Genomic DNA, 12,431 nt, shown 5'->3' with positions numbered 1-12,431 from the left:
ACCTTGCAGTCAAACACACTTACCAAGATCGCAGGAATAATGCATCAAAGAATGACAAATGATAGGACTGGTGCTGCCTAGTAACTTAGCAATCCAGTCTGAAGTAAAATGCAGATGATCAATTTAGGATTGCAGCGAAAGAGTATCTGATTAGCTGGAGAAATAGGCAATTTCAGACAGTTTTTCCCCAATTCTCCTGTTTTCAGCCTCTTGCCGGGTTGACCTCGGCAATTTGTCCTCGTTCCGTTCATCCTTAGAGGATGTCTGAAAAGCTCAATGGCTAGCTTGTGGGTTTTACCCACTGACGACGACAAGGGGCTTAAGCCCCTTGCCCCGACGACGATTATTACTTGACCTGTGCCAAGCAATACTTTTCAAACATCCTCTTAGCCTAACTGATCAATCTTGGCAGCCAAATCAAAATCCTTGGCCGTCAAGCCGCCTTCATCGTGAGTGCTGAGGGTGATCGTCACTTTGTTATAGCTGATTTCCAAATCGGGATGGTGGTTGGCCGCTTCGGCGGGTTCCACAAGCTGATTGACAAAGGCGATCGCCGTGATGAAGTCCGCGAACCGACGACAACAAACGATGGTGCTTCCCTCTACCGTCCAGTTGGGCAGAGCGGTCAGGCGGTCTTGAATTTCGGATGCAGTTAGAAGCGCCATATTTTTGATTTCACCCCGCAGTGGTTTTGAACTGATCTCGGATCCAGGATTTTGACGTGAGGTCTTGAATTAAAGTTACTGGATTCGTCCTGGGGAAGGAAGATCGATCGACCACTTTGCACTAAATGCGGAATCTTTAGCCAAAATGCTGGATCACCATCGATTTTGGAGATTTTCAGAACCCTGTTTGGCGCAGAATTTCTGAACTTGCTAATTGACAGATCTACAGTTGACAGATCCCCACGGTTGACGGATCCCCATTTATAAATCATTGACAGATTCGTTGCAGATTCATTAAAGGCAGATTGAGAACAGATCCTGAGTTGATCATGAACGAATCTGGGTAGCGCTTGAACTCAACTCAAACCAAGGTTGAGCCAGGCTGAACCAGACAGACATCAATTTCTCATCGATCCTTGATCGATGGTTGCCCAGGGCTGAGGCGATCGCACAGGGACGGCCACCACATGATCCCCAGGCCTGGTGTAGGTGGCAGAACCCCAGGGAATTCGGCACAATCGTAGGCTAGGATTCGCGAGTGGCTGCAAAGGGGGAGCACCAAGCGCCCGCCGCACCACTTGGCCCTGTTGGCAACTCGGAAACCGGTTCCTGAACAAGTTCAAGAGCCAGCTCAAGAGCAAGTTCAGGAATTTGTGCCGTAACTTGTGCCGTTTACTGTCTTCCTTTCCCCATGACTCTTTTTCCCCAGCCGAATTCTGCGGATTCTGGATCAACGGACTCGGCATCAATGGATCCTGCATCAACGTTTTCGCGTCGCACAGCTTTGCAGTTGCTTGGTGTGGGTGCGGTGGGCAGCGCCCTCGGCTACTCGCGGTTCATGAAGCCGGAGCCTAGTCAATATCAGCCCGATCGCCTGACATTGCCAACGCGGTTACCGGACGATCGCCCCAAACGGGTGGCTGTGGTCGGCGGTGGCTTGGCGGGTTTGGCAGCGGCCTATGAGTTGAGCCGACGCGGATTTGTGGTGACGCTACTGGAGCGATCGCCCCACTTGGGCGGCAAAATCGCCAGTTGGCCCATCACGGTCAATGGTGAATCGCTGATGATGGAGCATGGGTTCCATGGCTTTTTCCCGCAGTACTACAACTTGTGGGCCCTGACGGAGGAAATGAACATCCGTCAGGATTTTCTGTCCCTAGAGCGCTATTCGGTGCTGTACAAGGATGAAACCTACGCGCCGGAAGTGTTTCGCCCCACCCATTCATCCTTCCCTTGGAATATTGTCGATTTGGCCATTTCTTCGCCGAATCGGTTTCGTTGGGGCTTAAATCTCACCAGTCCTGCCCATTGGGCCGTGTTTCGGGCCATTACGGGGTTTGAACCCACGAAGACTTACGAGGAACTTGACTCGATCGCCGTGACAGACTGGGCAGCCAATGACTTCCCCAAGGGGCTATATGACCTGTATTTCCTACCCTTTGGCAAATCCACCCTCAACTCGCCGGATGTGCTGAGTGCGGGCGAGTTAATGCAGTTTTTCCATTTTTATTTCTTTGGCAATCCGGAGGGGCTGGCCTTTAACGGCACGAAGCAGGACATGGGCCGCACGTTGGTGGAGCCGATGATGCGGGCGATCGAGGCCAATGGGGGCAAAGTCATCGCCAATGCTCAGGTCGATCGGGTGGCGTGGCAGGATCAACAAATCACGTCCCTGAGCTATCGCCAAACGGGATCCGCCATTCCAGTTCCGTTCTGGGTCGATCGCCACAGTTCGCTGAATGAAGCCAGCACCCAAGCCACTGCCCAGCGTCCAGAAACCCAGGAGGCTGCGGCCACCGAGCAGCCGGTCACCAAGCAGGCGGTCACAGCTCAACCGCTAGCGCATCGCCCGGAATATTTTGGGGGTGGCGATGAGGTCTATGCGGTGGCGGAGGGATCGGCGCTGTCGTTAACCTGCACCCACCAGGGCTGTACGGTGGCTCCCCAGGCGGACGGCACGTTCCAATGTCCTTGCCATGGGGCCCGGTTCGATCGCGAGGGCAAGGTGCTTCAGGGGCCCGCTACCAAGCCCCTAGCTCGCTACAACGTGGAGCAACGATCGGGCGATCGGGTGCAATTGGCGGCCGCAGCGGTCGATCGGACTCCGAGCCAGGTGGTGGAAGCGGACTATTTTGTGTTCGCAGCGGATGTGAAAGGCATTCGCCATCTGTTTGACATTGCCGAAGGGGATGTGGCCGAACCCACCCGATCGCAAGTGGCCCAGCTCGCCGTGGCAGATCCCTTTGCGGTGGCTCGCATTTGGTTCGATCGCGATTTTGATTGGGATCAAAGCGAATTCACCTCCCTCTCTGGCTACCGACTGACGGACAGCATCACCCGCTATCACAAAATCCAAGAGGACTACAAAGCCTGGGCCGATCGCACAGGGGGCAGCGTGGTTGAACTCCATGCCTACTGCTACAAAGAAGCCGAATTCCCCACCCAAGAAGCCCTGCTCACCACCTTTGAGCAGGAGCTATACGAGTTGGTGCCAGCCCTCAAGGGAGCCACAATTTTGCATCGCGAGCTGGTGAATCAAAAGAATTTCTCTGGCTTTCCTCCCGGCAGCTATTCCCAACGCCCCGCCACGCGATCGGGCGCAAGCAACCTCATGTTTGCGGGTGATTGGGTAAAAATGCCCTTCCCTTGCGGTCTGATGGAACGGGCCATTAGCAGTGGCCTGCTGGCAGCCAATGAAATTTGTCATGAGGAAGGGTTACAACGCCGCACCCTGTTGACGGTTCGGCCGGAGGGGGTGCTGCAAATTTAGAATCCTCAGCTCAGAGATCCCAGCCTAGTAGCATGACAGGCTTAATACATTGGGTCAAAGTTGCGGAGCCAGTTGTGGGGACAAGGGGCTTGAGCATCTTGCTGCTTAACGATCGGGTGACGGTAACAGCCATGTCATTTAACCCAGCGAATTAAGGCAGCCACGCTACTAGAGCGCCCTCGAACTCAGACCACCGATCGCCCCGATCGGGGATATGAAGCGGGGGTGGGAATTGATGGCGTAATTAGTGGCGCAAAGGCATGGTGGGAATCAAGGGCAAAAACTGCCAGACATCCCATGAGCGGCATATGAGTGGCATAGTCTGCCGGGCAACTGGCCCAACCCCCTTAGCCCAGATGGGGGGCTGGCACTAGCCCCATGGCGCGCTAAAGGGCAATTCCTATAATCGCGGCAACTGGAGGGGCTAACCCCTCAGCCCATATCCATGGAGACCTGTTGAGACCTGTGGAACCTGGTTAAATCCGCTGGCAACCGATTGCCCACGGTTCAACCCATCACGATCGAACCCACAGCTCAACCCATCGCCCAACAGGTCTCCATCGATGGGCGGCTCAACAGTTGCTTGTTTTGGTGTTGTCTGTTTTTGGCTGTCTGTTGCCGTTGATTGTGGAGGAGTGAAAACCATGCCTTTGATGTTGGATCCCAAGCGGGCTGGCCTGGCCCTGGCGTTCACGATCGGGTTAGGAGCCGTTGGCCAACCGGCCCAAGCAACCCCCGCTGCTGAGCTGACGGAATCATTGGCGGCAGACTTGCCCGCCACCGAGCAGGACAGCCGCCAGCCGATCGCCCTTGATCAATTCGGTGCGCCCTCCACTCAGGCCAACCGGCTACAGGAAACGGTGCCCACCCTCGCCGTTGCCCCGGCCACCTTGGAAGCGGACTCGCATCTCGATGGTCAGCTCGCTCAACAGCCCGATCGCGCCGCCAATGGCCGCCGCACTAGCGGCAAATTCAGTTACATCGGCGTTGGTGGAGCGATCGGTCTGAGCGGCGATGACGACTCCAGCGCCCTGGGTGAAGGTGGCTTTGCCCTTCTGAGCAAAACGGCTTTCAGCGAAAACCTTTCCCTACACAACGCCAGCATTTTGGGCAATGGTGGCACTTCGGTAATTGCCCTAACCGCCGATTTTCCCATTCGCAATCAGGAAACGGGCGACATCTCGATCGTGCCCTTCGTGGGTGGCGGCTTGGCCATCAGTGACCTCTTCGGCGATGACACGGACGTGGGCTTTGCGCTCACGGGCGGCATTGATGTCCCCCTCAGCTACCGCTGGACAGCCACCGGACGAGTGGCCGCCGCCTTCTTAGACGACAACACCGATGTGGCCCTCCTGTTGGGCGTGGGCTACACGTTCACGGGCTTTTTCAAATAGCGCCCCGTGGCTGAAACCATCCTGAAACCACCAAGGCCCCATAACCCCAAAACATCCAAGATTGGGTGTGCATAGCTGGGAAAGGCCGCGAAGGAACTTTTAAACTAGTTCTCTCGCAAGTTCCATGGAGCCTGGGTAAATGACGGTCACCGCCAAACTGGATCGCCTTCGATCGTTGTTTCAAGAGATGGATCGTGCCCTCATTGCCTATTCCGGTGGCATTGACAGCACCCTCGTCGCCAAGGTGGCCTTTGATGTGCTGGGCGATCGCGCAGTGGCCATCACCGCCGAGTCCCCTTCCCTGTTGCCCGATGACTTGCTGGAGGCCCAAGCCCAAGCGGCTGCCATCGGCATTGCCCATGAAATTGTGCAAACCCATGAGCTAAATAACCCCAACTACGCCGCTAACCCCACCAATCGCTGCTATTTCTGCAAGAGCGAGCTACACGACACCTTAAAGCCGATCGCGATCGCCCGGGGCTATCCCTACGTGGTGGATGGGGTGAATGCGGATGATCTCCGGGACTACCGACCGGGGATCCAGGCCGCCAAGGAACGAGGTGCGCGATCGCCCCTGGCCGAACTGGGGATCAGCAAGCTCGAAGTGCGCGAACTCTCGAAGCAATTGGCCTTGCCCTGGTGGGACAAACCGGCCCAGCCCTGCCTGAGTTCCCGCTTTCCCTACGGCGAAACCATCACCCTCGAAAAATTGCAGCGGGTGGGTCGAGCCGAGCGCTATCTCCGACAGTTGGGCTATCGCGATTTGCGGGTGCGTTCTGAGGGGGACACGGCCCGCATTGAACTGCCGCCAGCGCTGATTAAGGACTTTGTGGGGGCGATCGACCTGCCCAACCTGGTCCAAGATTTCCAAGAACTGGGATTTTTGTATGTTTGCCTGGACTTGGAAGGACTCGTGAGCGGCAAGCTCAACCGCGTCCTGAATTGGCCCCAAGGGGCTGCATCGGTTGCCACATCAGGCGTTTCCGCCACCGCAGGCCCACAACGCTAGGCGAATTACAACCGATCGCTGAGGAAAAGTGCAAAATCGAACTACCATTGCACGAGAATGCCCCGCTTGTCGTACCAAAAGCGACAGGTCGATCTAGAATCAGCGTTAGGTTTCTTGGTTAACGATGGGTTAACGTGACCAAAACCCAATGGAGAGCGGTCACGACCTCCATTGCGGCGGTTGTCATAGAATCCTCAGGAATCTGATCTCCGCCAAATTACCCGGATTCCCGATCGCATCGTTTAAGATGACAGTCGGGTTCATTTGACTACCCCATTTTGTGCTGTTGAGGAGTGACAACAAACATGAAATCTACCCTGAAGACTTTGGTTTCCCGCGTTGCCCGTGGTGTTGTGGCTGCAAGCTTGGTTGCTGGTCTGGCAACCGCTTGCGGTGGTGGCGGCGGTGAAGCCCCTGCTAGCCCCGAAGCCAGCCCCGCTGCTAGCCCCGAAGCCAGCCCTGCTGCTAGCCCCGCTGCTAGCCCCGAAGCCAGCCCCGCCGCTAGCCCTGCTGCTAGCCCCGCCGCTAGCCCCAGCCCCACCACGACTCCTTAGTCTGGCTAGGGTTGGCGATCGGCTGCTGTGCCTCACCGGATCACAGATTCAGATCACAGATCAATCGTGGGTGATTAGCAAGCGCAGCCGGCTCCAGACAATCTGAATGGTGCAAGTTTGACTAAACAAATTTGACCCAATCAATTCATAGGGGATGAACTCGTTATGGGTTCATCCCCTTTTTAAGGCCAAAGCACAGAGGGTCGGGTGCGGAGGGTCAAAGGGGGAACCGTCAACCCAGCACCCCAAGCGCTAACCGACCGTAAAATTAGCCGACTGATTCAGCGCCCCCGGCAACACTCCCAACACCACACCCAAATACTGACCATTCACCGCCGAAGTTGGGTCATTGACCTTGATCGCTGTGCCCGTTTTCACCCCCGTTGTGAGGGCCCCGGTGATTTCCGTGGACACATTAATCGCCACAAACTCAAAACTCAGCTTCTCCAGCGTCAAGCTATCGCTCGTGTTCAGCCGAATCTTGTCTGTTCCCAGCACAAAATCCGCCACAATATCGGCGCTGTTGGCACTGGTCGCTGTGTTGGACAAGCCCGCCGTGGTGTCGCGATCGGCCCGCAGCACAAAGGAATCAGCCCCCGCGCCCCCGGTCAGAATATCCTGGCCAAAATCGCCCGACAGTTGATCATCCCCATTGTCCCCAAACAGCAAATCGGAGTTGCGGCCACCATTCACCGTGTCATTGCCTTCGCCGCCCCGCACCAAATCGTTGCCATCGTTGCCATTGAGAATAATTTCGTTGCCAGCGCCGCCATCAATGCTGTCGGAGTCTTTGCCGCCCCGAATTTGATCAATGCCATCCCCACCCAGCAACACATCGTTACCCCGGTTGCCGTTGAAGAAATCATTCTCCGAGGAGCCAGTAATGGTGTCGTTGCCATTCAGGCCCACCACGAAGAAGCCCTTGGTTTCGACCCGCACACCCAAATTGGTGTTGTCTGCATCGTCAGACAGGTAAAACAGGGGCAACCCCGACAGATCATCGCGTCCTGCGGAAGGGCCGCTAGGAATGCCATTGGGCGAGGCTAGTTCCGCTGTCGTGGGGAAGGTGGGGAACGCGAAGGATTGACTCGTGATGTCACCCACCGACAGATCCGCCGTCCCGGCGGCCGTGGGCCCCGCAATCACGGCGCTGGCATCATTGGTCACTTGTAGGTTGAACCCCCCAGCGTCGGCGCTGCTGCGGGCAATTCGCACCACGTACTGGGTTCCCGCTTCGGCGGCAAATTGCACCAAGGAATTTTTGTTGGTGGGCGAAGAGTCGTAGTTATCGGCCACCAGGGTCAAGGTTGTGCCGCTCTTCTTAAAAACTTGCAGGTAGGGATCGAGGGTGCTGGCATTGGCTGAGGCGACAATTTGGGTGCTGCCTGCCGTCAATCCCGTGATCGTGTATTCCCCAAAGGGCACAGTGCGTAACGGATAGAGACCGCTGTTATTGGCATCAACGGCATTGATCGTCCCGGCAACAGTGACGGTAGGCATGATTCAACTCCTGGTGATAGGGAAAACTAAACGAAGGACGGCAACAGGCGGGGGCAAACATCCGATCGGGAAGTCGATCGAGGACTGCTCGCACCTGACATCTACACATCTACATATCGTCACCCAAGCGCCGCCACCCGCTGGCTGTCGTCCAAGGGCCAAGCGACCCCAGGACAGCCTGCGGAAGCGCGGAAGCAAGGCATCCAAGCGAGTGATGAGCGAGTGATGAAAGCTAATGATGATTGTCGCGAGTTGAGTTGGGCATGATGCGGATGGTTAGCCGCTTCCATGAACGCCACAGCCTGACCCAACGTTTAGCGGGCAAAAACCGGCTTTTTGAGCGGTTTTGCTCGGTAACTGCTGAAGCCAATGACGCAACTGGCCTAGGGTTTGTTTCAGTCGTCGATCGGGGGCTGCTTTTGAGCCTGCGGTCTGGGGCGGAGAACCTGTTCTCAGATCCTCCAAAACCCGGTTCTACCGTTGCGAAATCTTGCGGGCAAGGGGGTTCAGCCTCTTGTTTAGGGCGCTCCTGCGGCTAGGAATAAGTGTTGTGACAATTTTTGAGGTCATGAGCGGGAATTTTTTGATGCTCGCCCGGATCGATCGCCCCCTTCCCCCTTCGGCAGAGTCGATCGCCCTCCGCCCAGCAATACCCCCAAAGGCTGATGGCATAAGTTTCTTTCTTTTGGAATGTCTTAAAAAAATCTGAGAACTTTGGCTCTGCAATGGGTCTCAAATCTTAAAGAATTATGAATTTATTGCTTAATAATTGGAGTCAATTGGCATCAAGCATTAGCGGAATTTATACACAAAACAGCTTTTTTGAATCGCCAAAGCCTTCTGTTTTGATCAGAAATTTAGCGACAATGAAATTCAGGTTAAAGCGTTCAACTTGACTTAGCTTGACCCGACTTTTGGACATCGGCTCCCTGACAACAGAACCGAACATAGCCAATTAGTTTTCAATACAAATCTCAATACAAAGCCAGGAGGGGTTGCTATGGATAGCGGAGTGACGATTGCTACGCTGTGCGGCATTGGTAGCGGCGCGCTGTGCTTGGTTTTGCCGGGGTTGATTGCCTGGGGTGCTCGCCAGCAGCGGGCTGAGGTGGAAGAGATGCCCTCGGGATCCCTGCGGTTAGAAGCGGAGTTGGTGGAAGTGGTGGCCCCGATCGACCTGTAATGTTGTGCGACCCTTTTACAGGGTGCTGGTCGTTGGTTGTGCCTGTCCTTTTTTTCAAGTTTCCAGCTTATTGCTTCCCCGCCCGATCGGTCGATCGAGCGGGGAATTGTTTTCAGCAGCAAACTCCATCAAACTCAAAGGAAAAATGGCACAAAGACGATTTAGAAACGGTAGGTGACGCTGAAATAGACTCCGGAATCTTGGGCATTGGAGCCGCGATCGTCCAAATCCACCAACGGCAGACCGTAATCTAAACGCACCAGGAAATCCGTGAAGGGTTCCCACAACAGCCCTGCTCCCGCGCCGATCAGAAACCGCTGATCTGGGATGGAGTTGGGGTTGGTGCTGTGGTTCCACACATACCCCGCATCAATGAAGGGAGCCAAGGTGAGGGTGGGCGCGCCGGAGGAGTCGCGCAGCAGGGTAATGCGATCTTCCACGGACAGCCGAAAGCCGTTATCGCCCGATCGCACGTTTTGGCGAAACCCGCGCACGGACTGGCCCCCACCGATCACAAACTGCTGTGAGGCTAATAATTCATCAAAGGCCAATTGCAAATCCGCTTGCAGAATCAGCAGATGGGTGGGATTCAGACGCTGAATTCGCTGAACCGTGCCATTCCAGCTCAAAAACTGCCCGTCGGGGTCGTCGCCGTCGTTGGTGGTGGCATCCAACAGGCCGGTTCCTAGGTTGAACTGCGATCGCAACAACCAGGCTCCATTGGGGTCACGGCGCAGGTAATCTTGCCCAAACCGCAACACGCTGGTGATGCTGCGGCCGTCTTCATCGGGGCCAATGCCAAAGGGAAAGCCCACGTCATCAAACAGGAAGGTTTGGCCGCGCTGGTGACTGAATCCGAGGGAAAGGGCAAATTCTTCGCGGGGCGATCGCACGAGGGGCTGGCGGTAAGTCACTTCATACAGTTGGGATTTGCCACGAATTCCCAATTCCGCAAACTGGGGCTGCACAATTTCGTTCCAGTTGGGCGAGAACCGAAACTGGATCGTGCCTTCCATGGGGTTCACGGGCAGACGATAGCCAAAATCCAGCACGTCGGCTCCGTCTTGCCAGGTGTGGCTGTAGCTGAAGCTGGCTTCATCGCCAATGCCCGTCAAATTGCGATATTGCAGGGCGAGGATGCCGCGTTCGGAACCAATGCTGGGGGGCGAGTAGTTGTCGGTGCTGATGCTGCCGCGCAAGGCTTTGGCTTCGGTGACTCGGACGGTGAGGACACTTTCGCCGGGGCCGTTGCCGGCTCGCAGGCTGGCCTCGATCGTCTCCAGCAGTGGATTGGCCTTCAGCAGTCGCAGTTGGTCTTCCAGGTGGGCGGCGTTGAGGGGGCGACCGGCTCCCAGTTGAATGCGCGATCGCAGGTAATTTTGGCTGAGGCGCTGGGTTCCTTCAATCCGAATATCCGAGAGATAGCCTTCAATGACGGCGATTTTGGCAATCCCATCGGGGCCGATCGTCTGTTCAGGCACGTAGGCGCGGGAGGTGAGATAGCCCGCGTCCAAATAGCGCTGGGTGATGCTGTCAGCCAAGGATTGCAGTTCGCTGAGGGTGAGTTCGCGGCCTTCGCTGGGTTGGGTCAGGGCGGCCAGTTCGGCGGCCGAAAGCCAGGTGCTGCCTTCCACCACAATTCGCTTCACCAAAAAGCGGGGCGCATTGGGATCCGCCGTTTGGGGTGGCGTGATCGGGTTGGGCGAGTCGATCGCGGGGCGATCGGCCGGCAGGGGTTGCAGCGGGTCTGGGCCCGTTTGGGGAAACCGATCGCGGTTGAGGTCAGGAACCGGGCGGGTGTCGGGGGGCAATTGGGCCAGCCGTTGGGGCCTTTGGGTGGCTTCGGGTTCGATCGCCCAACTCGGTGCGATCGGCCCCCACAGCCCCCCCGCCCACAGCAAGGATCCCAGGCCTTGGGCGATCGCGATTCGCCCTAATGCCATCTTCACGTTCGTCCGTTTCGTTGCCATAACCCATGTCACCGTCTGCGCAAGTACTGTGCCGCCGTCAACCATCATCGCGATTTTGACATGCGGTTTAGTAATTGCCTAGCGATGGATCCTCACGGATCCTGCGTGATTCTAACTATTGACGACGATGAGCGCTTTTGTCGATTTTTGGGCATTTTTCGGCAATAGGAGGGATGATTTTCTCCAAATGATTGAATCGGTTTTGAAAATTCACCTGATCCATCAAATTGGCAAATTTAATTCATAAACCCAATCATCTTGCCTTGGCTTTTGATATCCGTTAGATACTGGTTTATGGCGCTGAGAATGGTTCGACTTCGGCCCCAACTTCGGCTTCTTCCAGCACTTGCAAGCGCACGACCCGATCGCCCCCACCGGCCAGGGGAACGCTGACTTGCTCGCTGGACAGGGTTCCCAGGCAGCTAATCAGATTGCGGAGATGGGGGGTGCTGGCTCCGCTATCCACCCAGAGTCGATCGGCCAGGTCGCGCACCCGTTTCCAACTGCTGTAGGTTTTGACGATCGCCTGCTCCAGTTGGGCCGCTTGGTTCACTAAGTCCGCCGCCAAATTCAAGCTGCCGAGCCGCAGGGCTTCTTCCAGGGCCTGTTCTAGATCCAGTTCCGGGCGATCGAGTGCCGCAACTCGCGTGGCCGCATCCAAATATCGCGCCAGAAACTTGGCTTGGGCCGTGGCCTGTTTCACCGTTTCTTTGTCCGGTTGGTCTTCAATTTCCTCGCGCAGGGCCACCTGATGCACTTCAGGGAGTTTTTCCATTTCCCGCACCAGGGGCGCAAGGTAGCGGGCCGGGAGGGAATGTTCGGCGGCTTTGATGCGAATGTTTTCGGGCAGCAGCTCGGAGGTGGCGGCCTGCCACTCATCGGTGAGGCGACGAACGGTGTTGGTGGCGATCCGATCGCCCTGATGAGCCGCGGCCACCACCATGTGCTGCACTTCGGCGGGGGCTTTGGCCGTGGCCACAAAGGCACGCTTGCTGAAGTGGCGAAGGGTTTCCGGTTCCAGCGCGTCTTGATCCATTAGCCGATCGGCGCTGTCGGCCAGCTCAATCAGGCTATAGGCTTGACTTTTGCTGATTTCACGATCCTTCAGCCAGTTCAGGAAGCCCGTGCCCCGGCCATCACCGCTGCGTTTTTCCCGATCGCGCACAATCCGCAAAATCCGTCCCCGCCAAATATCCGTTTGCAGGTCGAAGCGATCGCAAACACGCCAGGCATTGTCAATTTGGATTTGAAAATCGCTGAAGCTGATTTTGTCGTCTTCCGGATCCGGCAACTGCAAACTCAGATCTGTGGGTGACTCCAAATCCTCGGTGGTTAAGGGTGGGCGGGCCACCGGCTCGATCGCGTCGGGGGCCAAGTCGGCGGGCA

Annotated in this window: 9 protein-coding genes; 5 read left to right on the top strand and 4 right to left on the bottom strand. The window is 56.4% G+C overall.

Annotation, left to right across the window (positions count from 1 at the left end):
* Positions 1-386 precede the first annotated feature (386 nt).
* Positions 387-665, bottom strand: a complete 279-nt coding sequence (locus AC2IAX_RS15325; protein ID WP_494388244.1) for a 4a-hydroxytetrahydrobiopterin dehydratase — start codon at positions 663-665, stop codon at positions 387-389.
* Positions 666-1,413: 748 nt separating this feature from the next.
* On the opposite strand from AC2IAX_RS15325, the gene AC2IAX_RS15320 reads away from it, so the two are divergent.
* The 4 genes from AC2IAX_RS15320 (at position 1,414) to AC2IAX_RS15305 (ending at position 6,392) form a co-directional block, all read left to right on the top strand.
* Positions 1,414-3,435 carry an FAD-dependent oxidoreductase gene (locus AC2IAX_RS15320; protein WP_494390410.1) on the top strand — a complete coding sequence of 674 codons (2,022 nt, stop codon included), beginning with the start codon at positions 1,414-1,416 and terminating at the stop codon, positions 3,433-3,435.
* Positions 3,436-4,079: 644 nt separating this feature from the next.
* Entirely contained in the window at positions 4,080-4,829 is a 750-nt protein-coding gene (locus AC2IAX_RS15315) for a hypothetical protein (protein WP_494388243.1), read from the top strand.
* A gap of 139 nt (positions 4,830-4,968) precedes the next feature.
* Entirely contained in the window at positions 4,969-5,838 is an 870-nt protein-coding gene (gene larE / locus AC2IAX_RS15310; protein WP_494388242.1) for an ATP-dependent sacrificial sulfur transferase LarE, read from the top strand.
* 305 nt (positions 5,839-6,143) lie between these two features.
* Positions 6,144-6,392, top strand: a complete 249-nt coding sequence (locus AC2IAX_RS15305; RefSeq protein ID WP_190354146.1) for a hypothetical protein — start codon at positions 6,144-6,146, stop codon at positions 6,390-6,392.
* 252 nt (positions 6,393-6,644) lie between these two features.
* Here the strand turns inward: AC2IAX_RS15305 and AC2IAX_RS15300 are convergent, their stop codons facing one another.
* Positions 6,645-7,892 (bottom strand): calcium-binding protein, encoded by a 1,248-nt coding sequence (locus tag AC2IAX_RS15300; RefSeq protein WP_494388241.1) that lies wholly within the window; start codon positions 7,890-7,892, stop codon positions 6,645-6,647.
* A gap of 1,000 nt (positions 7,893-8,892) precedes the next feature.
* Between AC2IAX_RS15300 and AC2IAX_RS15295 the strand changes: the two genes are divergently transcribed.
* Positions 8,893-9,075: a hypothetical protein gene (locus AC2IAX_RS15295; RefSeq protein ID WP_393011637.1), complete on the top strand. Its 183-nt coding sequence runs from the start codon at positions 8,893-8,895 to the stop codon at positions 9,073-9,075.
* A gap of 161 nt (positions 9,076-9,236) precedes the next feature.
* Here the strand turns inward: AC2IAX_RS15295 and AC2IAX_RS15290 are convergent, their stop codons facing one another.
* Positions 9,237-11,045 (bottom strand): ShlB/FhaC/HecB family hemolysin secretion/activation protein, encoded by a 1,809-nt coding sequence (locus tag AC2IAX_RS15290; RefSeq protein ID WP_494388240.1) that lies wholly within the window; start codon positions 11,043-11,045, stop codon positions 9,237-9,239.
* A gap of 292 nt (positions 11,046-11,337) precedes the next feature.
* Complete coding sequence (locus AC2IAX_RS15285) at positions 11,338-12,396, bottom strand: hypothetical protein (protein WP_494390409.1); 1,059 nt, start codon at positions 12,394-12,396, stop codon at positions 11,338-11,340.
* Positions 12,397-12,431: the final 35 nt, after the last annotated feature.

Source organism: Limnothrix sp. HT2024 (genome assembly GCF_059138625.1).
This window is presented reverse-complemented; position numbering and strand designations above follow the sequence as displayed.

Excerpts from the sequence above, each read along its gene's own strand:
- AC2IAX_RS15320 (WP_494390410.1), top strand. The coding sequence starts at position 1,414 with ATGGATCCTGCATCAACGTTTTCGCGTCGCACAGCTTTGCAGTTGCTT.
- AC2IAX_RS15290 (WP_494388240.1), bottom strand. The coding sequence starts at position 11,045 with ATGGCAACGAAACGGACGAACGTGAAGATGGCATTAGGGCGAATCGCG.
- AC2IAX_RS15295 (WP_393011637.1), top strand. The coding sequence starts at position 8,893 with ATGGATAGCGGAGTGACGATTGCTACGCTGTGCGGCATTGGTAGCGGC.
- larE (WP_494388242.1), top strand. The coding sequence starts at position 4,969 with ATGACGGTCACCGCCAAACTGGATCGCCTTCGATCGTTGTTTCAAGAG.
- AC2IAX_RS15305 (WP_190354146.1), top strand. The coding sequence starts at position 6,144 with ATGAAATCTACCCTGAAGACTTTGGTTTCCCGCGTTGCCCGTGGTGTT.
- AC2IAX_RS15325 (WP_494388244.1), bottom strand. The coding sequence starts at position 665 with ATGGCGCTTCTAACTGCATCCGAAATTCAAGACCGCCTGACCGCTCTG.
- AC2IAX_RS15315 (WP_494388243.1), top strand. The coding sequence starts at position 4,080 with ATGCCTTTGATGTTGGATCCCAAGCGGGCTGGCCTGGCCCTGGCGTTC.
- AC2IAX_RS15300 (WP_494388241.1), bottom strand. The coding sequence starts at position 7,892 with ATGCCTACCGTCACTGTTGCCGGGACGATCAATGCCGTTGATGCCAAT.